Here is a 20223-nt window from a genome sequence, read left to right as displayed (position 1 = left end):
GATCTTGCTCGATTTATCCGATGAAATCCTCGTAGGCGCCTTCCGACATGTAGTCGTCGACCGCCGCCAGGTTCGCCACCTTCATCTTGAAGAACCAGGCCTGCATCGGCTTTTCATTCACCAGCGCCGGGGTCTCCGGCAGGGCCTCGTTCACTTCGACAATCTCGCCCGCGAGCGGCGCCAGAATGTCGGAGGCGGCCTTGACCGATTCGATCACCGAGACCTCGTCGCCCTTTTCGACCTTGCGGCCGACCTCGGGCAGTTCGACAAAGACGACATCGCCCAGCTGTTCGCTGGCATGTTCGGTGATGCCGACAACGACAAGGTCGCCCTCGACGCGCAGCCATTCGTGTTCGGGGGTGTAACGGATCGGCATCGTTGGCTCCTATCGTTTGTAGCTGGTGGGGTGGAAAGGCAGGTCGGTAATGCGGGCGGGCAGCCGCTTGCCGCGGACCTCGCCGTAGACGGTGGCACCGGGGGCGAGGGTCGCGGGCAGATAGGCCATCGCCATCGGGCCGTCGATCGAGGGGCCAAAGCCACCCGAGGTGACCCGGCCAATCGGGCTGCCGCCCGTCGCTTCGGCATAAATTTCAACACCTTCGCGCATCGGCGCCCGGCCCTCGGGGCGCAGGCCGATGCGTTTGCGGGCGGGGCCTTCGGTCAGCTCGCGCAGGATGCGCGCGGCGCCCGGAAAACCGCCTTCGCGGCCGCCACCGCTGCGGCGGGCCTTCTGGATCGCCCAGGCCAGCCCCGCCTCGACCGGCGTGGTTTCGGTGTCGATGTCATGGCCGTAAAGCGGCATCCCGGCCTCGAGCCGCAGGCTGTCGCGCGCGCCAAGACCGATCGGCGCCACCTCGGGCATCGCCAGAAGCGCGCGGGCGAACCCCTCGATCACGCCTTCGGGCACCGAGATTTCAAAGCCATCCTCGCCGGTATAGCCAGAGCGCGAGACCCAGAGATCGGCCCCCTCCCACAGGAAGGTCGCGGTGTCCATGAACCGCATCGCGGTGACACCGGGCAGAAGCCGCGCCAAAGCCGCCTCGGCCTGCGGCCCCTGCAGCGCCAGAAGCCCGCGGCACGCGACCACGGTCACCCCCGGCACATGCGCGCGCAAATGCGCGATGTCGGCCTCGGCGCAGGCGGCATTGACGACCAGAAACAGATGATCGCCGCGGTTCGCCACCATCAGATCGTCCAGGATGCCCCCCGCGTCATTGGTGAACATCGCATAACGCTGCCGGTTCAGCCCGAGCCCGGCGATATCGACCGGCACCAGCGCCTCAAGCGCCGCAATCGCGGCCACCGGCAGGATCACCTGCCCCATGTGGCTGACGTCAAACAGCCCCGCCGCGGCGCGGGTGTGCAGATGCTCCTTGAGCACCCCCATCGGATATTGCACGGGCATATCCCAGCCCGCAAAGGGGACCATCTTCGCCCCCAATTCCACATGCAGATTGCAAAGCGCCGTGCGCTTCAAGCCCGTATCCCCGGCCATCGCATCCCCCAAGCCGGAAACCCGGCACCGAATCCCTGGGCTTTCGCCCGCTCGATGCCCCCCCTGTCCCTGCCTGTCGGCGCCTGAGATCGTTATCCCTTCGGCGGACCCGTTTCGGGGTCACTCTCCAGAGTTCTTTGTCAGAACGGTCCTTTTGCCTGAGAGTTTACCGGGGCGGTTGCTCCTTCGGCCCTGACCTTGCGGCCAGTGTCTCCCGATCCTGACACCCCTGATCTAGCCCGTCCTGCGACAGTCTGGCAAGAGGGAAAAACAAATCCGACGCTTTCGCGCGAAAATCCGACACCCTCACACCCGGGCAACAAAAAAGGGCCGGAAAACCGGCCCCTCGTTTATCTTGCCACAAATATCTCGGGGGTCTGGGGGCAGCGCCCCCAGCGCTCAGCCCTTGGCGCGGACCTTCTGCATCAGCGGCATCAGATCGGCCATCTCCGGCCCATGCGCCTGACCGGTCAAGGCCTTGCGCAGCGGCATGAAGAGCCCCTTGCCCTTGCGGCCGGTGGCGTCCTTCACCGCGGCGGTCCAGGTGGACCAGGTATCCTTGGCAAAAGGCATGTCGGGCAGAAGCGCCAGCGCGACGGCGATGAACTCGGCATCTTCCGGGTCGATCACCGCCTCGGCGCCCTCGATCACCAACTCGGCCCAATGCGCCAGATCCGAGAGCTTGTCGATGTTCTTCGAGGCCACCGCCCAGAAATCGCGTGCCAGATGCGGCGGGATGCCCAGATGACGGATCTCGTCCTCCACCTTTTCGAACGGCAGATGCTGGTTGCGCGCGCGGGTCAACGGGATCAGATCTTCGGGGTCGAATTTCGTCGGCGCCGCGCCGAACTGGCTCAGATCGAAGCCCTCGGCGATCTCGTCGAGGCTCATCCGCAACTCGACCGGCTGGCTCGAGCCAAGCCGCGCCATCAGGCTCAGCAGCGCCTCCGGGGCGATGCCATTCGCCCGCAGATCGCGGATCGACAGCGTACCCAGACGCTTCGACAGCTCCTCGCCCTTCGCGCCGGTCAGCAGCGAATGGTGCGCGAAGCTCGGCGGCGTGCCCCCCAGCGCTTCCATGATCTGGATCTGCGTCGCGGTGTTCGTGACGTGGTCGGCGCCGCGCACGATGTGCGTCACGCCCATCTGGATGTCGTCCACCGACGAGGCAAAGGTGTACAGCACCTGCCCATCGGCCTTGATCAGCACCGGGTCCGAGACCGAAGCCGCGTCGATCGAAATGTCGCCAATGATGCCATCGTGCCATTCGATCCGGGTCTGGTTCAGCAGGAAGCGCCAGTAGCCGTCGCGGCCTTCCTCGCGGAAGCGCTCCTTGTCGGCGGCGGTCAGCTTCAGCGCCGCGCGGTCATAGACCGGGGGCTTGTGCATGTTCAGCAATTTCTTGCGCTTCAGGTCCAGTTCGGTCGGGCTTTCGAAGCATTCGTAGAACCGCCCCACCCCGCGCAGGCTCTCCGCCGCGGCCTCATAGCGGTCGAAACGCAGCGACTGGCGTTCCTCGCGGTCCCAGGTCAGGCCGAGCCATTCCAGATCCGCCTTCAGCGCATCCACATATTCCTGCTTCGAGCGTTCCTGATCGGTATCGTCGATGCGCAGAATGAAGGTGCCGCCAGCCTTGCGGGCGACGAGGTAGTTCATCAGCGCGGTGCGCAGGTTGCCGACATGGATGTAGCCGGTCGGCGAGGGGGCGAAGCGGGTAACGACGGTCATCGGGCTCTCCTGTAGGTCTTCTGCTCTTTCACAGGCGGGAGCTTTTGTCCATATCTGGCAGGGCAAACCCTGCGCCGACAGGGATGAAGGAGCCGTGACCATGACCCTCTGGAAAGGCCGCGAGGCGCCGAGCCTTGCCGAAATCGAAGCGATGGCCGAGGCCGCCCGCGCTGCCCTGCCGGTGCAATTCCGCGGCCCGGCGGCCGAGGTGGTGCTGCGGGTCGAGGATTTCGCCCCCGATGCGGTGCTTGACGAGATGGAGATCGAGGATCCGTTCGAGCTGACCGGGCTTTACGAGGGCGTGCCGCTGACGCAGAAATCGGTCTTCGACCCGTCCGGGCCCGATGTGATCTGGCTCTTCCGCCGCGCGATCCTGGACGAATGGGTCGGTCGCGGGGATGTGGCGCTCGATGCGCTTGTCGCGCATGTCTTCGTGCACGAACTTGCGCATCATTTCGGCTGGTCCGACGACGACATCGCCAGCATCGACCGCTGGTGGGAGTGACCCCCGCGACAGAAAAGCGAACCCGGCCCGGAGAGACGAACCGGGCTATCCGCGAAGCGACAAATCATCCGGGGCGGGGTACCCACCCCGGGAGTGCTTGCGACCTGCTCAGGCGGCGTCGGTGATATCCATGCGCACCAGAGTCTGGTTGAGCAGGATATAGGCGATTTCGCCGAAGGTGACCGGACCGGTAAAGCCGCCAGTGCGCTGGCCTTCCAGCTCGCCATAAAGGTAGTTCAGGATGCAGTTGCAGGAATATTGCCCCGCGCCCGCATCGCCTGCGCCCTGCGCGAAGGCCTGCGAATAGGAGCCCAGCGCATTCGCCATGCGATACTCCACCCCGGCCACGACCGGCGCGTAGAACTTCACCTCGCCCGCCGCGACATCGACCGACTGGATCGAGACGTTGACCAGCGCGCCCGCGTAGTTCGCAACCAGCGGCAGACGGGTGTCGATGCCGTTTTCGGTGATGTAGCTGGCCAGATCGACCTCGGCGCCGTTCACCGTCGCAGTCTTCGCCGTGAAGCCGCCGTCGTGGAAGGTGAAGGTCAGCTTCGCGTCATCGCCCTGCGCGAAGATGTTGAGGATGTCGAGATCGATCGACACGCCCTCGGGCAGCGCGACATGCAGCAGAACCGCGCCCTCGTCATGACCCTTGCCGGTGGCGCCGTCGTAGACCTTCGGGGATTTCTTGCCGATGTCATCGAGATGCACGCCGGTGATCCAGCCCGCGAGCGGCTGATCGAAAAGGCCCGGATAGGTCTGCCCGTCGACCGCGAATTGCGAATGCGCGACCGAAAAGGCCGGGATCATGATCATGGTGATGCCGCCGGACTTGTAGCCTTCGGCGATGCGGGGCAGTTCGTCCACCCACAGATGGCGCGGGCTGGCGCCCGTGGCCTTCGAGATGGTGGTGCAAAAGAGCCGGTCGCGCACGACGGCCCCGCCGGTTTCGGTGACGAAATAGACGGTGGTGCCGCCGATCCACGACCCGCGCGGCAGTTGCGCCAAAAGCGTTTCGTCACCGGCGATGACCATCACGTCACCCGCTTCGATCCGTTTGGCCGCTTCCGCGACCGTGAGCATTTCGTTCTTCATCGGTCGTCTCCGTTCAGAATTTGGCAGCGTCAGCAAGGGCGAAGGGATTCTTCGACACGAAGTCCCGCAACTCCCCGATCTTGCCGGTCAGCGCCGCCGGCGCCTCCGCAACTTCGCGGCGCAGCCGCGAGATCAGGATGCGTGTCGCAAGCGAAGCCGCCGACAGATCGGAATTGCTGGTGAGCACCCGCTTCCAGCGAGGGTCGGATAGATCCGGAATCATGATTCTCCTCCTCAGGATTTCGCAGAGATCACACCAGCAATGCGTTAAAGTCCGGTTTCCACCCTTCCACCCTGCTCACGAACCTGCGATGTTAGCGCCGAAGACCCAGAACCGGCCGCAATCTGGCCGCAGGAAAGGCCCGGAATGACTGCCATTTTGACCGTCACCCTGAACCCCACCGTCGATCTGTCGATCCATGCCGATCAGGTCGCGCCCGAGCGCAAGTTGCGCTGCTCGCGCCCCGAGACCGATCCGGGCGGCGGCGGGCTGAACGTCAGCCGCGCGATCTCGGCCTTGGGCGGGCATTCCACCGCCTTCGTGGCGCTTGGCGGGCCGACCGGCGACAAGGTCATGCATCTTCTGGCCGAACAGGGGATCGGCCTTGCCCCCTTCCCCGCGCCGGGCGAGACGCGGCAAAGCCTGACCGTCACCGATGCGGCGACGGGCGAGCAATACCGCTTCGTCATGCCCGGGCCGACCTGGTCGACGAGCGACGTGACGAAGGTGCTGGACCGGATCGCGAAAGCGGCGCCGGAAAACGGCATCGTCGTGCTTTCGGGCAGTCAGCCGCCGGGCGTGCCCGATGATTTCCCGGCACGACTGGCGACGAAGATCTCGCGCACGCGGGCGCGGTTCTTTCTGGACACCTCGGGCAAGGCGCTGCACCAACTGCTGACCGCGGGGGCGAAGCCGGTCGACGTGCTGCGCATGGATGACCTCGAGGCCGAGGATCTGGCAGGCCGCGCCCTGCCCACCCGCGTCGACAGCGCCGATTTTGCGCAGGAATTGGTGAAACGCGGCATCGCGCGGGCGGTCGTCGTGGCCCGCGGTGCCGATGGCAACGTGCTCGCAACCGAGAGCGAACGCTGGGTGGCGCAGGCCATTCCCGACAAGGTGGTGTCGAAAGTCGGCGCGGGCGACAGTTTCGTGGCCGCTTTCACGCTGAGCCTTGGTCGCGGGCTTACCCTGCCCGAGGCGCTGCGCTGGGGCGCGGCGGCGGCGGCGGCGGCCGTGATGACGCCCGCCACCGACCTTTGCACGCGCGCCGATGTGAAACGGCTGCTGCGCGCGTCGAGCCTCGAAAAGATCTGAAACGGGGGGGCACGGCCCCCCTTTCCAACCTAGGCCCTGCGCCGCAAGACGAGCGACAGCGCAAAGATCGCCGCCGCCACCGCCACGATCGACGGGCCTGCGGGCGTGTCCCAGGTGAGCGAGGCCTGCAACCCGCCCAGCACCGCCAAGGCGCCGATCGCGGTGGCGCCGAGCGCCATCGTCTCGGGGCCGCGGGCCAGTTGCCGGGCCGCCGCGGCAGGCACGATCAGCAGCGCCGCGATCAGCAGCGCGCCGACGATCTTGATCGCCACCGCCACCGTCAGCGCCAGCGAGACCGTCAGCACCAGCCGCTCGGCCCGCGGGTTCAGACCCGAGGCCTGCGCCAGTTCCTCGTTCACCGTGGCGGTCAAAAGCCCCTGCCAGCGCCAGATCAGAACCGCGGCGACCAGCCCCGCGCCGCCCCAGATCACGGCAAGATCGGCCCGGCTGACCGCCAGAATGTCGCCAAAGAGAAAGGCCGAGAGATCGACCCTGAGCCCCGAAAAGAACGAGGCCGCGACGAGCCCGAAGGCGAGCGCCGAATGGGCGAGCACACCCAGAACCGTATCCATCGCATGGCCACGGCCCGAAAGGCTCGCCACCGTCAGCGCCATGGCGAGCGCCACCGTGAGCGTGCCAAGATAGACCGAGACGCCAAAGCCATAGGCGAGCGCGACGCCAAGGATCGCCGCATGCGCCGTCGCATCGCCGAAATAGGCCATGCGCCGCCAGATCACGAAAGACCCCAGGGGGCCGGTGGCCAGCGTCAGCCCCACCCCCGCAAGCGCCGCGCGGATCAGGAAATCGTCAAGCATCGTGGCGGCACTCCGGTCCATGCACATGCGCGTGCGTGCCATGCGGATGTGCCCTGTGCGGCGCGGCGGGATCGTGGCCGTGGCCCTCGTCGCCTTCGTGGTCATGGTCGTGGACATGGCGGTAAAGCGCAAAGGCCCCGCCGGTGCCCAGCCCGAAAAGCGCGCGATATTCCGGCGCGGCGGACACCACCTTGGGCGTGCCCTCGCAGCAGACATGGCCATTGAGGCAGACCACCCGATCCGAGGCCGCCATCACCACATGCAGATCGTGGCTGACCATCAGCACCGCGGCGCCGGTCTCGGCCCGGACCTCGTCGATCAGTCGGTAAAAGGCGGCGGTGCCGGGTTGATCCAGCCCCTGCGTCGGCTCGTCAAGGATCAGCACCTGCGGAGCGCCCAAGAGCGCGCGGGCCAGCAGAACGCGCTGGAACTGCCCGCCCGACAGCCTAGCGAGCGGGCGCGGCCCAAGCCCCGGCACGCCGACCCGGGCCAGCGCCGCCTCGGCCTGCGCATCGCTGACGCGCTTGGGTAGCGACAGGAACCGGCGCACACTCATCGGCAGACCTGCATCGATGTGAAGCTTCTGCGGCACGTAGCCGATGCGCAGCCCGGGCGCGCGGGTCACAGTGCCCGTCGCGGCGGGCTCGAGCCCGATCAGCGCGCGGATCAGCGTCGATTTCCCCGAACCATTCGGCCCGACAACAGTGACGATCTCGCCCGGGGCAAGGGTGAAATCCACCCCCGCCAGCACCACCGCTTCGCCATGGCGCACCGAAAGATTTTCAGCCCTAATCAGCATGTTCAGGCCCGACCTTCAGAACGCGCATGGCAGGCGGGGCACAGGCCCACCGCCTCGAAGCTGGCGCGTTCGATGGCAAAGCCAAGCGCCCCCGCGACCTCGTCCAGGGCCACCCGCACCGGCGCGGCCGCCGCCTCTGCCACGGCATCGCAGTCACGGCAGATCAGGAAGACCGGCGCATGGACCTCGCCCGGATGCATGCAGGCGGCAAAGGCATTCAGCCCCTGCACCCGATGCGCCAGACCCGCCTCGACCAGAAATTCCAGCGCGCGATAGGCCACGGGCGGCTGATTGCCAAAGCCCTCGGCCGCAAGGCGATCGAGCACCTCATAGGCCCCCATCGCCCGATGCGCCTCGAGCAGGATCTGCAGCACCCGCTTGCGCACCGGGGTGAAGCGCAGCCCGCGCCGCACCGTCTCCGCCTCGGCCCGCGCCAGCGTATCGCCCGCACAATGCGCATGGTCATGATGCGCAAAGGCGCAGCCCGGATCTTTTTCGCCACTCATGTTACTCTATCACATTTCGCTTGACTTGTTATCTCATAACATAGAGAACCGCCTCCCGACCCGCAAGCCTTGCCGAGGACATGATGAAGACACCCGCGAACCGATCCGCTCTGGCCGCCCTGCTGCTGCTGCTCCCCCTGCCCGCCCTGGCCGAGGTGCCGACGGTGGTGACCGACATTCCGCCAGTGCAATCGCTCGCGGCAATGGTGATGGGCGATCTGGGCGCCCCCTCGGTCCTGCTCGAACAGGGCGGGAATGCGCATTCCTATCAGCTCAAGCCCAGTCAGGCGGCGGCGCTGCAGGACGCCGATCTGGTGCTTTGGGTCGGCCCCGAGATGACGCCCTGGCTTGATCGCGCGATCGACGGGCTGCAGGGGCGCGGCACGGCGGTGACGCTGCTCGATGCGCCCGGCACCTGGGTGCAGGACTTTGGCGGCAGACCGCATGTCGGCGGGCATGACCATGAGCACGAGGACCATGACGCGGCCGAAGGCGACGAGCATCACCACGAGGGCCTCGACCCGCACGCCTGGCTCGCGCCGGTGAATGCCGAGACCTGGCTGACGCTGATCGGCTCGGAACTGGCGCGGCGCGACCCGGAACATGCCGCCACCTATATCGCCAACGCAGCGCAGGCGCGGATGCGGATCGCGATGCTCGATGCGAAGCTGATGGCGGATCTGGCGCCGCTGAAGGGCCGCCCCTTCGTCACCTTCCACGACGCCTATGGCTATTTCACCGCCCATTACGGGCTGAGCGCGGCCGGTGCCGTGTCGATGGGCGATGCCGCCGATCCGGGCGCGGCGCATCTGGCCGAGCTGCGGGGCGGGCTGGCCGCGCAATCCATCGTCTGCGCCTTCCCCGAGGCGAACCACGATCCGAAGCAGATCGACATCCTGCTTGAAGGGACCGGGGTGAAACGCGGCGCGCCGCTCGACCCCGAGGGGTCGAGCCTGACCTACGGGCCTGCGCTTTATGAAGACGTGCTGGCGGGCCTTGCCCGCGCGATGCACGACTGTCTGGCGCCGTAATCCCTTGTTCTTTTGGGCCTTCCGTGCTGGAGTATCGCCACGCGGGAGGCCCCATGACATCGACGATCCGCCGCTTCGGCACCACTTCCCTTGGCCAGACGGTCGAGGTGATCACGCTCCGCGCGGGCGAAGTCACCGCGCGTGTTCTGACCCTTGGCGCGACCTTGCAGGATCTGCGGCTGGCCGGCACGCCCTGGCCGCTGGTGCTGGGCTCGGACCTGCTCGGCGCTTACGAACAGCGCCTGCATTGGTGCGGCGCGGTGGTCGGGCCGGTGGCGAACAGGCTCTTCCGCGCGCAGGTGACGCTTGAGGGCCAGCTGTGGCAGGCAGAGCCGAATGACGGCGCGAACCTGCTGCATTCGGGCGCCGAGGGGATCTCGCAGCAGGTCTGGACGATCGAAGACGCCTCCGAAGCGGCGGTGGTGCTGCGCCTCGCTCTGCCGCATGGCGCGGCGGCGCTGCCCGGCAATCGGGTGATCCGCGCCCGGTTTGCGCTACGCCCGCCGGCGACGCTCGAGATCACGCTTTCGGCCGAAAGTGATGCGCTGACGCTGATGAACCTCGCCCATCACCCCTATTGGAATCTGGATGGCACGGCAACGACGGCGGGGCACCGGTTGTCGGTCGCGGCCGATCATGTCCTGCCGACCGATGCCGAGAACCTGCCGCTGCCGCCGGTGCCGGTCGAGGACCTTGACCTTGATCTGCGCCGCCCCCGCGCGCTGCCCGATCTGCCGCCCGTCGATCACAACTTCTGCCTGAGCGGCACCGGGATGCGCCCGGCGGCGCGGCTGAGTGGCGCGAAAGGCGTGACGCTCGATCTGCACACCGACGCGCCGGGACTGCAGGTCTATGATGGGCGGGCGCTCAACTCCGGCCCCTTCCCCGGGCTGATGGGAGCGCCTTATGCCGCCCATGCGGGCGTGGCGCTCGAGCCGCAGCTTTGGCCCGATGCGCCGCGGCACGATGATTTCCCGTCGATCCTGCTTGCACCCGCAACCCCTTGGCGCCAACGTAATCTTGTGCATCTGACGCGCGCGCCAGCTGAGTGAACGAGGCCCCATGACCGCACCCGCCCCTTCGGAGCTGACGCAGCTCTTTGCCGATCTGGCCACCGCCTTCGGCCTGAGCCGCGCCGCCGGGCAATGCCTGGCCGTGATCTGGCGCGCGACCGACACCCCCTCGGCCGAGGATCTGGCGACGGGGCTGGGCCTCTCGCGCTCGAATGTCTCGGTGGCGCTGAAGGAATTGCGGCAGGCGGGGCTGGTGCAGGTCAGCCGCAAACCCGGGCTGCGGCGCGATTTCTTCGTGGCAGATCCGAACCCCTGGGCGCTGTTGCGCGCGGGTCTCGCGGAACGGCACCGGCGCGAGATCGCGCCCCTCGTCGATCGGATGACGACGCTCGCCAATGCCGAGGACGACGCGCGGATGCAGGATCTGGCCGAGATGGCCGGGGCGGCCTCGCAGTGGTTTTCCAAGCTGATGCGCCGCGATCCGGCCGAGCTGATGCAGCTGATGGGCGCCGACCGGATCGAGAAGAAGGCGAAGAAAAAGCACAACCGCGAGAAGTGAGCCCCCTCAGCGCCGCTCGCGCAGCCGCTCGGCGCGGTCGGCAAAAGGGATCGGCGGCTCGGCCGGGCTGCGCTCCGGCCCCGGCAGACCGACCAGCAATTCGTCGATGAACAGCGACAGCAGCTGCGAGCGTCCCATCACCTCTGCCTTGCGATAGATCGCGGCCGTCTGCGCCTTCACCGTGCCTTCCGAAGTCTTGCGCAACCCGGCAATCTCGCACGTGGTGAAGCCCTTTATCACGAACAGCGCCACGTCGCGCTCGGCCGCGGTCAGGCCCCATTCGGTGAAACGCTCCTGCAGAAGCGCGCCGAAATCGCCCGCGACGCGGCGCAGCCGATCCTCCGCCAGATGCCGCGAACGCACCGCATCGGCCAGAAGCCAGGCCGCGAGGCCAAGCCCGCCCAGAAGCCCGCAGGCCGCGCCCAGTTCAAGCATTTCGCGCGCCGACCAGCTGATCGGGGTCGCGCGGAAATCAAAGAGCGACGACAGCATGTCGGTCAGAAAGACCGCGGCACAGACGAGCTGGAACAGAAACAGGGCCAAGGTCCAGACCCAGCGCAGCCGGACCCGCGCAGGCGGCCGGGCTCGGTCGAAATTCGCGCCGGGAGCGCCGCGCAGAGGGGGGATCACTCGCTTCCTCCCGGAGAGGCCGTTGCATCGCCCACGCCGACGCCCCCCACCGCGCCGGAAGAGATCCCGGCACCGACCGCGCTTGCCGTCCCGACATCGGTCGCGCCCGTCAGGCCACTGCCCGCCGTCGTGCTCCCGAGGGCCGTGGAGCGGTCCGACCCGGCGTAGCGGTTGTCGCTGTCATGTGCATCCGTGTAGTCGCGCAAGATCTCGCCCGTCTTCGGGTTCAGAACGATTTCCCGATGCACTGCGGGGGCTTGCGCCTCGATCTTCACGCGCCCAAGAAAGGTGCGACTGACGTTGATCTGCTTGAAGCCCTGCGCACGCAACTGCGCCACGACATCATCGGCCTCGACGGCCAGCGCGGGCAACGGCTTCAGCACCGGCAGCGGCGCCAGCAAGGCCGCGATCAGCATGAGGGATCGGACGTGTCCCATGGGTTCCTCCCGCCCCGATCGGGGCTCGGTCGACAGGGAGCCCGGACGGCCCCCTGTCCAGTTTGACAGGATCAATCGCAATTGCCACGATCGAAGAACGATTTGCAGCCGTCGCGGCCCCAGTCAGCGCCAGACCCGTTGGGATTGGCATGGGCTTCGACACCCGAGGTCGCCCCGGAGGTTGCATCCGTCGCGCTCATGTCCGTCGTGCTCATGTCCGTCGTGGTCATGTCGATTTGCCCCCCGCCGGTCATCGTCTGGATATCGCCCAGATCCGGATCGAAGACACCGCCCGGCATCGGATCGCCAGTGACGACATCGGGCGGGGTGGGATCATCGACGATCGGGCCATCGTTCGGGAAGTCGATCGGATCATCGATCGTGATGACACCGTCGTCGGGATAAGAGCCATCATCGGGGGGCGTATTGCCATCGTCGGTCGCGCCGCCATCGTCGGACGGGCCGCCATCGTCCGTCGCGCCGTCATCGGTGGAGCCGCCGTCGTCCGTCGGGCCGCCATCGTCGCCCGGGCCGTCATCGGTCGAGCCATCATCGCCAGTGCCACCGTCGTCCATACCACCGTCGGAGCCATCATCCGAGCCACCGTCGGAGCCGTCATCCGAACCACCGTCGGACCCGTCATCCGAGCCACCGTCGGACCCGTCATCCGAACCACCGTCGGAGCCGTCGTCCGAACCACCGTCGGAGCCGTCATCCGAGCCACCCTCGGAGCCGTCATCCGAACCACCGTCGGAGCCGTCGTCCGAACCACCGTCGGAGCCGTCATCCGAGCCACCCTCGGAGCCGTCATCCGAGCCACCCTCGGACCCGTCGCCCAAACCGTCAGAGCCGTCGCCGGACGCATCTCCGGCATCGGCAAGAAGCAACAGCCCTCCCCCGGCCTGCGCGAGCGTCGCACGGGCGGGTTCGGACCAGTTCGGCACGTCAAGCGCACGGGCCTCGGCCCGCGCCCCGAGCGCAACCAGCGCAAGGCCGATCGCAACGCTCGTCAGGTAGTCTCTGCGCATGAAACTCTCCGCTTCCTATGATTGGTTTACGCCCGAACTCCGACACATGCCGCCGGGCATGGTGCAGTGGGACCCAACCAAAGCAGGATAGCCATTTGCCTGCGGTTTAGCCCCCTAAACTTCGTGCGAAGCGGGGGCATAAACCGGAGTTTAGGCGGTCTCCCCGGGGATTCCGCGAAAGTGTGCCCCCAAGAGCGGGCAGATCGGCTCAGCGCCCGCCCTGCGCGACGCGCTTGGGGTTTTGCGCTTCGAGTGCGCGGATCTCGGTAAACCGGCTTGTCGGCTCGTCCATCAGATCCTCGATGAAGATCGACACCAGCTGGCTGCGCGTCGACACCCCGGCCTTGCGGTAGATCGAGGCCGTCTGCGCCTTCACCGTGCCTTCGGAGGTCGAGCGCAACCCGGCGATCTCGGCCAGCGTCAGCCCCTTGATCGCGAAAAGCGCCACCTCGCGCTCGGCCGCGGTCAGGCGCCATTCGGCAAAGCGCTCGGCCAGAAGCTCGGCAAAGGCGGTCGAAGCCCGACGCAGCTTCTCGGTCGCCACATGCGCTTCGTGGCGGGCCGACAAAAGTGCCTGCGCGCCGAAGCCAAGGCCCAGTACCAGCCCGAGCGCGGCAGAGATTTCGAGCGCCTCGCGCAGCTTCCAGTTGATCGGCGTGACTTCGATGCCCAGCACCGAAAACACGATGTCGGAGACGAAGAAGAGCGCCGCCACCGCCTGCACGAGGAAGAGCGGAACCAGCGCGACGCGCAGCGTCAGCCAACGCGGGCGAAACAGTCGGGAGGCGGATTGCGGCAGGTTCGGCGTGTCGGTCGGATCGGTCAGGGCCATGCGCGTCAATTCCCACCCGGCGCGGAATGCCCGGGGCCATCGCCGGGACCACCCGGACCTCCGGGGCCACCGCCCCGTCCACCGGGGCCATCGGGATGATCATGCCCAGCCGGGCCACCGGGATGATCGTGTCCTGCGGGTCCGCCCGGAGGCGGGGCACGATCCTGCCCGCCCGGAAAGCCCGGCCCCGGCCCGGCGGGGGGCGGCGGGTGATCGGGCGGGTTCGGCATGTCTGCGGGCGGGGTCGGATCGGTGAAATCGCGCAACACCTCGCCGTTGCGGGGGTCGATCACCACTTCGCGCGCGCCGGGCATGCCCTCGCCGACGATCCGGACCCGGTTCAGCCAGGTGGTCGAGACTTCGATCGAACTGTAGCCCTCGGCCTGCATCTGCGACACGATTTCGTCCTGCGTCTCGGCAAGGCTGGCCGAAGCGGAACAGACGACAGCCCCAAGCGCGAGCGGTGCAACACGGACAAGGCGGGGGAACGGGGATCGCATGATCTGTCTCCGGAAAAGGCGCCCCCGACCTTCCACACGCGGTCAGGGGCGCACACAGTACCGCCGTGACGCAGGCGCGCCGTCGGCGAAGCAGTACAACGGTCCGACAAGCTCGACAACGGGACAGATCGCATCGTGAGTGGCGGCTCGGTCCGGGCCCGTTTTCGACATCAGTCCAATGTGGCCATCCGGGCAGGGCGAGACGCCCGACACCGGAAGGCCTGCCACGCCTGGGGGACGTGACAAGAGCGATTTCGCGCCGAAAAGCCGGAAAAACAATTGAGCGAAAGACATAAACCGGGACGTTTGTGGACGAATTTTCGCGCCTAAACTTTGGTGTATGCGGGATTTAGGCCGCATTTCGCCCGAAATGCGAAGGCGGCACCGTGACCGGCGCCGCCCTGTTTTCGTCTTGCGTCACGACGCGCCGTTGCGGCGTCAGACCTTCATCGTCACGCCCAGGTGCTTGGCCACGGTGAAGATGTCCTTGTCGCCCCGGCCCGAGAGGTTGACCACGATGATGTGGTCCTTGGGAAGCGTCGGCGCGATCTTCATCACATGGGCGAGCGCATGGCTGCTTTCCAAGGCCGGAATGATGCCTTCGGTCCGGCAGCAGAACTGGAAGGCGTCGAGCGCCTCCATGTCGGTGATCGACACATATTCCGCGCGCTTGATGTCGTGCAGCCAGCTGTGCTCCGGCCCGATGCCCGGATAATCGAGCCCGGCCGAGATCGAGTGACCTTCGAGGATCTGCCCGTCTTCGTCCTGCAGCAGATAGGTCCGGTTGCCATGCAGCACGCCGGGACGCCCGCCAGTGAGCGAAGCGCAATGCTGCATCCGGTCGTCAACGCCAAGGCCCCCGGCCTCGACCCCGATGATGCGGACGGAGGGGTCGTCGAGGAACGGATGGAAGAGCCCCATCGCATTCGAGCCGCCGCCCACGGCCGCGATGATCGTGTCGGGCAGACGGCCCTCGCCTTCCTGCTCTTCCAGCTGCCAGCGGGTTTCCTTGCCGATGATCGACTGGAAATCGCGCACCATCGCCGGATAGGGCGCAGGCCCAGCGACGGTGCCGATGCAATAGAACGTGTCGCGGACATTGGTCACCCAGTCGCGCAGCGCGTCGTTCATCGCGTCCTTCAGCGTGCCCCTACCGCTCGTCACCGGCACCACTTCGGCGCCGAGCAACTTCATCCGGAACACGTTCGGCGCCTGCCGTTCAACGTCGGTGGCGCCCATGTAAACAATGCATTGCAGCCCGAACTTCGCGCAGACCGTGGCCGTGGCGACGCCGTGCTGACCCGCGCCCGTCTCGGCGATGATCCGGGTCTTGCCCATGCGCCGCGCCAGCAGGATCTGCCCCAGCACGTTGTTGATCTTGTGCGCACCGGTGTGGTTCAGCTCTTCGCGCTTGAGATAGACCTTCGCGCCCCCCAGCTCCTCGGTCATCCGCGGCGCGAAATACAGAGGCGAGGGACGGCCGACATAATGCTTCCAGAGCGCGTCCATCTCGGCCCAGAAACTCGGGTCGGTCTTGGCATGCTCATACTGCGCCTCGAGCTCGAGGATCAGCGGCATCAGCGTCTCGGACACGAAGCGCCCGCCGTGAATGCCGAACCGGCCGTTGTCATCCGGGGCCGTCATGAAACTGTTGAGCCGATCGTCCGCCATCGCCATCCCTTTTGTCCGTCGCGCGCCACCAGCAGATAGCGCGCCCCCCCCTCGGGGTAAAGTTCCTGTTTTTTCTTGGCACAAATACGCTCGGGGTGTGGGGGTGAAACCCCCACCCTACCCCTGCGCCGCCGCGACAAAGGCGGCAATCCGGGCCGCGTCCTTGACACCGGGCGCCGATTCCACCCCCGAGGACACATCGACCTGACGCGCCCCGGTCAGCCGCACCGCCTCGGCCACGTTTTCGGGCGTCAGCCCCCCGGCCAGCATCCAGGGCCGGCGCCATGGACGCCCGGCAATCAGCCGCCAGTCGAAGGCAAGCCCATTGCCACCCGGCAGCGCCGCGCCCTTCGGCGCCTTCGCATCGACCAGGATCTGATCCGCCACGGCTTCATAGTCCGCAATCGCCGCCAGATCCGCGGCCTCGGCCACGCCCACGGCCTTCATCACCGGCAGGCCGAAGCGGGCCTTCACCTCGGCCACGCGGTCCGGGCTTTCGCGCCCATGGAGTTGCAGCAGATCGAGCGGCACGGCGTCAGTGATCGCCTGCAGGGTCGCATCGTCGGCATCGACGACCAGCGCCACCTTGGCCAGGCCGACCGGCGCCAGCAGCGCCAATTCGCGGGCCTGAGCGATGTCCAGATGCCGGGGCGAGCGCGGAAAAAAGACAAGGCCGATGTAGCCCGCCCCCGCTTGCGCGGCAGCCTCCACATCGGCCGGGGTCTTCAGCCCGCAGATCTTGCAGCGCACCCCGCCGGGGCGGCCGCGATTGACGGCGACAGTGACCACGACGCCCTCAGGCGCGGGGCTTGTCGAGCAGCGCCAGGACCTCGTCCTTCGGGCCCTGCGTCTTTTCCTTCAGACGCCCCAGCTCGCGCTCCAGCGTCGCGGCCTGCTTGGTCGCCTTGCGGGCGGTCTTGCGGAAACGATGCTCGCGCAGATATTCCCACACGAAGCCCACCGCGAGCCCCAGCACCATGCCGCCGAAGAAGACGAAGAACAGCGGCACCTTCACGGCCAGATTGAAGCCGACGAAGGCCTCGACCTCGGCGGTGAGCAGGCTCAGCGTCACGACCTCGCGGTTGGACATCGCCAGCGTCACCAGAACGATGATCAGGCAGAGCAGGAACAGGTAGCGGATCGCGCGGAACATTGGGTCTTACTCCTCTACCCCGTTCAGCCGGTCACGCAGAAGCTTGCCGGTCTTGAAAAAGGGCACGTGTTTTTCATCCACCGCGACCGAAGTGCCGGTACGCGGGTTGCGCCCGGTTCTAGCGTCCCGTTTCTTCACCGAAAAGGCGCCAAAGCCGCGCAGCTCGACCCGATCACCGCGGGCCATCGCCTCGATGATCTCGTCGAAGATCGTGTTCACGATCTTCTCCACGTCGCGCTGAAACAGATGCGGATTCTCTTCGGCGATCTTGGCGATCAATTCAGAGCGGATCATGCGTCATCTCCCCCGTCATCCGGCTCGACCCGGACTGGTTCTTGCACCGACTATAGGGGCAAATCGCCACGACACAAACAGCAATGGCTTGGAAAGGCGGGAAATTATCGCGTGCCGTCGCGGTTTCGGGGCGGTTCTGCGGCGCTCGGACGCAGTCCCCCATCGGCTTACCCTGCGGAAAGACCCTTGCCCGCCCTGAAAACACCTCTGCGGCGAATCGCAAAACCGAAAAGGCCCCGCAAACGCGGGGCCTTTCGCATCCCTTGCGGGAGGAATTATTCGCGGCCCTTGAGGGCGGCGCCGAGGATATCGCCGAGCGACGCGCCCGAGTCGGACGAACCGTATTGTTCCACGGCTTCTTTCTCTTCGGCGATTTCGCGCGCCTTGATCGACACGCCCAGCTTGCGGGTCTTGCTGTCGATGTTGACGACGCGGACGTCGACGTGATCGCCAACCTGGAAGCGCTCGGGGCGCTGGTCGGCGCGGTCACGGGCCAGATCCGAACGGCGGATGAAGGACTTCATGCCATTGTATTCGACCTCGATGCCGCCGTCTTCGATCGCGGTGACGTTCACGGTGATGACCGAGCCACGTTTCACGCCATCAACCGCATCCGAGAAGGTGTCGGCATCGAGCGCCTTGATCGAGAGCGAGATGCGTTCCTTGTCGGTGTCGACTTCGGTGACCGCAGCGCGCACGACGTCGCCCTTGCGGTATTCCTGGATCGCTTCTTCGCCGCGCTTGTCCCACGACAGGTCGGACAGGTGCACCATGCCGTCGATGTCGTTTTCGAGGCCGATGAACAGACCGAATTCGGTGATGTTCTTGACTTCACCCTCGATCACGCTGCCGACCGGATGGGCATCCGCAAAGGCTTCCCACGGGTTGCGCAGGCACTGCTTGAGGCCGAGCGACACGCGGCGTTTCGCGGTGTCGATCTCGAGCACCATGACGTCGACTTCTTGCGAGGTCGAAACGATCTTGCCGGGGTGCACGTTCTTCTTGGTCCAGGACATTTCCGAGACGTGAACCAGACCCTCGACACCGGCTTCCAGCTCCACGAAGGCGCCGTAATCGGTGATGTTGGTGACGCGGCCCTTGTGCACCGACCCGAGCGAGAACTTGGTCTCGACCGAATCCCACGGGTCGTTCAGCAGTTGTTTCATGCCGAGCGAGATGCGGTGGGTGTCCTTGTTGATCTTGACGACCTGGACCTTGACGGTCTCGCCGATCGTGAGGATCTCCGACGGGTGGTTGACGCGGCGCCAGGCCATGTCGGTGACATGGAGCAGGCCGTCCACGCCGCCGAGGTCGACGAAGGCACCGTATTCGGTGATGTTCTTCACGACGCCGTCGACGATCTGACCTTCGGTCAGGTTGCCGATCACTTCGGCGCGCTGTTCGGCACGCGATTCTTCAAGGATGGCACGACGCGACACGACGATGTTGCCACGACGACGGTCCATCTTGAGGATCTGGAACGGCTGCTTGAGACCCATGAGCGGGCCAGCGTCGCGGACCGGACGGACGTCGACTTGCGAGCCCGGCAGGAAGGCCACGGCGCCGCCGAGGTCGACGGTGAAGCCGCCCTTGACGCGACCGAAGATGGCGCCATCGACGCGCTCTTCCGAGGCATAGGCTTTTTCGAGACGATCCCAGGCTTCTTCGCGACGGGCTTTCTCACGCGAGATGACGGCTTCGCCACGGGCGTTTTCGACGCGATCGAGGTAAACTTCGACCTCGTCGCCAACGGCGATCGAGGGAGCTTCACCGGGATTCGCGAATTCTTTCAGATCAACGCGGCCTTCCATCTTGTAGCCGACGTCGATGATGGCCTGGCCCGCCTCGATGGCGATGACCTTGCCCTTGACGACAGACCCTTCCTGGGGGGTGTCGATCTCGAAGCTTTCCTTCAGAAGGGCTTCGAATTCTTCCATGCTAGCTTTGGCGCACATGCGGTCTAGTTTCCTTTATGTGGGTTTTCTGGCCATGCGGTTGGCTCCGCCGGTCTTTCGTTGCGTATGTCGAAAGGGGCAGACCTGCGTCTGCCCCCTCTGGACGTGGCCCCTATAGGCGGGAATCGCCTGTGGGGCAAGGCTTTTCGGCCAAAGACCTCAGTCGATGCGGGTCACCAGCTCCGAAAGCGGCTTGCGCACCTTCTTCATGCCGGCGAGCCAGTCGCCCTCGTTGGCGCGGTAGCCCAGCGGCATCAGCGTGACCGAACGCAGGCCCTTGGCGCGCAGGCCGAGGATTTCGTCGACTTGCGCCGGATCGAAGCCTTCCATCGGGGTGGCGTCGACTTCCAGCTCGGCGGCCTGGGCCAGCGCGATGCCAAACGCGATATAGGCCTGGTGCGCGGCGTGGGCGGCGTTCACCTCCTCGCTGCGGGCGAGGTAGTTGGCTTTCAGATTGTCATAATAGGCGGCGAGCATTTCGCGCGGAATGCCGCGTTCCTTGACGTGCAGATCCACCACGGCGTCGATGCGCTCGGCGGTGTAATTGTCCCAGGCGGCAAAGACGATCAGATGCGAGCCGTCGGTGATCTGGGTCTGGCCCCAGGCGGCGGCCGAGATCTTGGCGCGCAGGTCCTTGTTGGTGATGACCAGAATCTCGAAGGGCTGCAGCCCCGAGGAGGTCGGCGCCATCTGCGCCGCGGTCACGATCTTTTCGACCTTGTCTTCGGACACGGTCTTGGCCGGGTCCATCTTCTTCGTCGCATAGCGCCAGTTCAGCGTATCGAGCAGCATCGGAGGTATCCTTTCGCGGTTGAGCGTATGGCCTCAAAATATGCGCACAGCCGATCGACGCAACGAA

Annotated in this window: 24 protein-coding genes and 1 riboswitch; of the genes, 5 read left to right on the top strand and 19 right to left on the bottom strand. The window is 66.3% G+C overall.

Going from position 1 to position 20223, the window contains the following annotated elements:
- Positions 1-13: 13 nt before the first annotated feature.
- From gcvH to gltX, 3 genes are all read right to left on the bottom strand, one after another.
- On the bottom strand, positions 14-370 hold the full coding sequence (gcvH, locus tag C8J30_RS11300; protein ID WP_181420858.1) for a glycine cleavage system protein GcvH: 357 nt from the start codon (positions 368-370) through the stop codon (positions 14-16).
- Positions 371-385: 15 nt separating this feature from the next.
- Positions 386-1495 (bottom strand): glycine cleavage system aminomethyltransferase GcvT, encoded by a 1110-nt coding sequence (gene gcvT, locus C8J30_RS11295; RefSeq protein WP_110805956.1) that lies wholly within the window; start codon positions 1493-1495, stop codon positions 386-388.
- A gap of 136 nt (positions 1496-1631) precedes the next feature.
- Positions 1632-1722, bottom strand: a riboswitch (glycine riboswitch).
- Positions 1723-1894: 172 nt separating this feature from the next.
- Positions 1895-3223 (bottom strand): glutamate--tRNA ligase, encoded by a 1329-nt coding sequence (gltX, locus tag C8J30_RS11290; RefSeq protein WP_110805955.1) that lies wholly within the window; start codon positions 3221-3223, stop codon positions 1895-1897.
- Positions 3224-3323: 100 nt separating this feature from the next.
- On the opposite strand from gltX, the gene C8J30_RS11285 reads away from it, so the two are divergent.
- Positions 3324-3728 carry a metallopeptidase family protein gene (locus C8J30_RS11285; RefSeq protein ID WP_110805954.1) on the top strand — a complete coding sequence of 135 codons (405 nt, stop codon included), beginning with the start codon at positions 3324-3326 and terminating at the stop codon, positions 3726-3728.
- A gap of 108 nt (positions 3729-3836) precedes the next feature.
- Here C8J30_RS11285 and C8J30_RS11280 read toward each other — a convergent pair whose 3' ends face one another.
- Entirely contained in the window at positions 3837-4826 is a 990-nt protein-coding gene (locus C8J30_RS11280; RefSeq protein WP_110805953.1) for a DUF6976 family protein, read from the bottom strand.
- A 13-nt stretch (positions 4827-4839) separates the two neighbouring features.
- Positions 4840-5049 carry a hypothetical protein gene (locus tag C8J30_RS11275; protein WP_110805952.1) on the bottom strand — a complete coding sequence of 70 codons (210 nt, stop codon included), beginning with the start codon at positions 5047-5049 and terminating at the stop codon, positions 4840-4842.
- Between the two features lie 144 nt (positions 5050-5193).
- Here C8J30_RS11275 and C8J30_RS11270 point away from each other — a divergent pair, with 144 nt between their 5' ends.
- Positions 5194-6141 (top strand): 1-phosphofructokinase family hexose kinase, encoded by a 948-nt coding sequence (locus C8J30_RS11270; protein ID WP_110805951.1) that lies wholly within the window; start codon positions 5194-5196, stop codon positions 6139-6141.
- A 29-nt stretch (positions 6142-6170) separates the two neighbouring features.
- Here the strand turns inward: C8J30_RS11270 and C8J30_RS11265 are convergent, their stop codons facing one another.
- The 3 genes from C8J30_RS11265 to C8J30_RS11255 are packed head-to-tail and all read right to left on the bottom strand — an operon-like array spanning position 6171 to position 8261.
- Positions 6171-6956, bottom strand: a complete 786-nt coding sequence (locus C8J30_RS11265) for a metal ABC transporter permease (RefSeq protein WP_110806056.1) — start codon at positions 6954-6956, stop codon at positions 6171-6173.
- Positions 6949-7755 (bottom strand): metal ABC transporter ATP-binding protein, encoded by an 807-nt coding sequence (locus C8J30_RS11260; protein ID WP_110805950.1) that lies wholly within the window; start codon positions 7753-7755, stop codon positions 6949-6951. The genes C8J30_RS11265 and C8J30_RS11260 overlap by 8 nt, the downstream gene beginning before the upstream one ends.
- Before the next feature lie 2 nt (positions 7756-7757).
- Positions 7758-8261, bottom strand: coding sequence for a Fur family transcriptional regulator (locus C8J30_RS11255; RefSeq protein ID WP_110805949.1), 504 nt, complete (start codon positions 8259-8261; stop codon positions 7758-7760).
- A gap of 80 nt (positions 8262-8341) precedes the next feature.
- On the opposite strand from C8J30_RS11255, the gene C8J30_RS11250 reads away from it, so the two are divergent.
- From C8J30_RS11250 to C8J30_RS11240, 3 genes are read left to right on the top strand one after another with little or no spacing between them, the layout of a single operon-like run.
- A complete protein-coding gene (locus C8J30_RS11250; protein WP_394341933.1) occupies positions 8342-9292 on the top strand; it encodes a zinc ABC transporter substrate-binding protein in 951 nt (316 codons plus the stop codon).
- Positions 9293-9345: 53 nt separating this feature from the next.
- The gene (locus tag C8J30_RS11245) at positions 9346-10344 is read left to right on the top strand and encodes an aldose epimerase family protein (protein WP_245909788.1); all 999 of its coding nucleotides are present in this window, start codon (positions 9346-9348) and stop codon (positions 10342-10344) included.
- A 10-nt stretch (positions 10345-10354) separates the two neighbouring features.
- Positions 10355-10864, top strand: a complete 510-nt coding sequence (locus tag C8J30_RS11240) for a GbsR/MarR family transcriptional regulator (protein ID WP_110805948.1) — start codon at positions 10355-10357, stop codon at positions 10862-10864.
- 6 nt (positions 10865-10870) lie between these two features.
- Here the strand turns inward: C8J30_RS11240 and C8J30_RS11235 are convergent, their stop codons facing one another.
- The 11 genes from C8J30_RS11235 to C8J30_RS11185 form a co-directional block, all read right to left on the bottom strand.
- The gene (locus C8J30_RS11235) at positions 10871-11494 is read right to left on the bottom strand and encodes a helix-turn-helix transcriptional regulator (RefSeq protein ID WP_245909786.1); all 624 of its coding nucleotides are present in this window, start codon (positions 11492-11494) and stop codon (positions 10871-10873) included.
- Positions 11491-11931, bottom strand: coding sequence for a hypothetical protein (locus tag C8J30_RS11230; protein WP_146227898.1), 441 nt, complete (start codon positions 11929-11931; stop codon positions 11491-11493). Before C8J30_RS11230 ends, C8J30_RS11235 begins: the two co-directional genes overlap by 4 nt.
- Positions 11932-12002: 71 nt before the next feature.
- Positions 12003-12959 carry a hypothetical protein gene (locus C8J30_RS19050; RefSeq protein WP_245909784.1) on the bottom strand — a complete coding sequence of 319 codons (957 nt, stop codon included), beginning with the start codon at positions 12957-12959 and terminating at the stop codon, positions 12003-12005.
- 208 nt (positions 12960-13167) lie between these two features.
- A complete protein-coding gene (locus C8J30_RS11220) occupies positions 13168-13791 on the bottom strand; it encodes a helix-turn-helix transcriptional regulator (protein ID WP_110805946.1) in 624 nt (207 codons plus the stop codon).
- Positions 13792-13796: 5 nt separating this feature from the next.
- Positions 13797-14291: a hypothetical protein gene (locus C8J30_RS18645; protein WP_181420854.1), complete on the bottom strand. Its 495-nt coding sequence runs from the start codon at positions 14289-14291 to the stop codon at positions 13797-13799.
- A gap of 438 nt (positions 14292-14729) precedes the next feature.
- Positions 14730-15962: a tryptophan synthase subunit beta gene (gene trpB, locus C8J30_RS11210; RefSeq protein WP_110806052.1), complete on the bottom strand. Its 1233-nt coding sequence runs from the start codon at positions 15960-15962 to the stop codon at positions 14730-14732.
- A gap of 117 nt (positions 15963-16079) precedes the next feature.
- Positions 16080-16751, bottom strand: a complete 672-nt coding sequence (locus tag C8J30_RS11205; protein ID WP_110805945.1) for a phosphoribosylanthranilate isomerase — start codon at positions 16749-16751, stop codon at positions 16080-16082.
- Positions 16752-16758: 7 nt separating this feature from the next.
- Entirely contained in the window at positions 16759-17115 is a 357-nt protein-coding gene (locus C8J30_RS11200) for a lipopolysaccharide assembly protein LapA domain-containing protein (protein WP_110805944.1), read from the bottom strand.
- A gap of 6 nt (positions 17116-17121) precedes the next feature.
- Positions 17122-17409 carry an integration host factor subunit beta gene (gene ihfB, locus C8J30_RS11195; protein WP_110805943.1) on the bottom strand — a complete coding sequence of 96 codons (288 nt, stop codon included), beginning with the start codon at positions 17407-17409 and terminating at the stop codon, positions 17122-17124.
- A 275-nt stretch (positions 17410-17684) separates the two neighbouring features.
- A complete protein-coding gene (gene rpsA, locus C8J30_RS11190; RefSeq protein ID WP_110805942.1) occupies positions 17685-19364 on the bottom strand; it encodes a 30S ribosomal protein S1 in 1680 nt (559 codons plus the stop codon).
- Positions 19365-19523: 159 nt separating this feature from the next.
- Positions 19524-20156 (bottom strand): NAD(P)H-dependent oxidoreductase, encoded by a 633-nt coding sequence (locus C8J30_RS11185; RefSeq protein ID WP_110805941.1) that lies wholly within the window; start codon positions 20154-20156, stop codon positions 19524-19526.
- Positions 20157-20223: the final 67 nt, after the last annotated feature.

It is taken from the genome of Rhodobacter viridis, assembly GCF_003217355.1.
Lineage (GTDB): Bacteria > Pseudomonadota > Alphaproteobacteria > Rhodobacterales > Rhodobacteraceae > Rhodobacter > Rhodobacter viridis.
This window is presented reverse-complemented; position numbering and strand designations above follow the sequence as displayed.

Excerpts from the sequence above, each read along its gene's own strand:
- C8J30_RS11260 (WP_110805950.1), bottom strand. The coding sequence starts at position 7,755 with ATGCTGATTAGGGCTGAAAATCTTTCGGTGCGCCATGGCGAAGCGGTG.
- C8J30_RS11185 (WP_110805941.1), bottom strand. The coding sequence starts at position 20,156 with ATGCTGCTCGATACGCTGAACTGGCGCTATGCGACGAAGAAGATGGAC.
- C8J30_RS11220 (WP_110805946.1), bottom strand. The coding sequence starts at position 13,791 with ATGGCCCTGACCGATCCGACCGACACGCCGAACCTGCCGCAATCCGCC.
- C8J30_RS11200 (WP_110805944.1), bottom strand. The coding sequence starts at position 17,115 with ATGTTCCGCGCGATCCGCTACCTGTTCCTGCTCTGCCTGATCATCGTT.
- rpsA (WP_110805942.1), bottom strand. The coding sequence starts at position 19,364 with ATGTGCGCCAAAGCTAGCATGGAAGAATTCGAAGCCCTTCTGAAGGAA.
- C8J30_RS18645 (WP_181420854.1), bottom strand. The coding sequence starts at position 14,291 with ATGCGATCCCCGTTCCCCCGCCTTGTCCGTGTTGCACCGCTCGCGCTT.
- ihfB (WP_110805943.1), bottom strand. The coding sequence starts at position 17,409 with ATGATCCGCTCTGAATTGATCGCCAAGATCGCCGAAGAGAATCCGCAT.
- gcvT (WP_110805956.1), bottom strand. The coding sequence starts at position 1,495 with ATGGCCGGGGATACGGGCTTGAAGCGCACGGCGCTTTGCAATCTGCAT.
- C8J30_RS11255 (WP_110805949.1), bottom strand. The coding sequence starts at position 8,261 with ATGAGTGGCGAAAAAGATCCGGGCTGCGCCTTTGCGCATCATGACCAT.
- C8J30_RS11285 (WP_110805954.1), top strand. The coding sequence starts at position 3,324 with ATGACCCTCTGGAAAGGCCGCGAGGCGCCGAGCCTTGCCGAAATCGAA.
- C8J30_RS11280 (WP_110805953.1), bottom strand. The coding sequence starts at position 4,826 with ATGAAGAACGAAATGCTCACGGTCGCGGAAGCGGCCAAACGGATCGAA.
- C8J30_RS11275 (WP_110805952.1), bottom strand. The coding sequence starts at position 5,049 with ATGATTCCGGATCTATCCGACCCTCGCTGGAAGCGGGTGCTCACCAGC.
- C8J30_RS11265 (WP_110806056.1), bottom strand. The coding sequence starts at position 6,956 with ATGCTTGACGATTTCCTGATCCGCGCGGCGCTTGCGGGGGTGGGGCTG.
- C8J30_RS11245 (WP_245909788.1), top strand. The coding sequence starts at position 9,346 with ATGACATCGACGATCCGCCGCTTCGGCACCACTTCCCTTGGCCAGACG.
- gltX (WP_110805955.1), bottom strand. The coding sequence starts at position 3,223 with ATGACCGTCGTTACCCGCTTCGCCCCCTCGCCGACCGGCTACATCCAT.
- C8J30_RS11270 (WP_110805951.1), top strand. The coding sequence starts at position 5,194 with ATGACTGCCATTTTGACCGTCACCCTGAACCCCACCGTCGATCTGTCG.
- C8J30_RS11240 (WP_110805948.1), top strand. The coding sequence starts at position 10,355 with ATGACCGCACCCGCCCCTTCGGAGCTGACGCAGCTCTTTGCCGATCTG.
- C8J30_RS11250 (WP_394341933.1), top strand. The coding sequence starts at position 8,342 with ATGATGAAGACACCCGCGAACCGATCCGCTCTGGCCGCCCTGCTGCTG.
- C8J30_RS19050 (WP_245909784.1), bottom strand. The coding sequence starts at position 12,959 with ATGCGCAGAGACTACCTGACGAGCGTTGCGATCGGCCTTGCGCTGGTT.
- C8J30_RS11230 (WP_146227898.1), bottom strand. The coding sequence starts at position 11,931 with ATGGGACACGTCCGATCCCTCATGCTGATCGCGGCCTTGCTGGCGCCG.
- trpB (WP_110806052.1), bottom strand. The coding sequence starts at position 15,962 with ATGGCGGACGATCGGCTCAACAGTTTCATGACGGCCCCGGATGACAAC.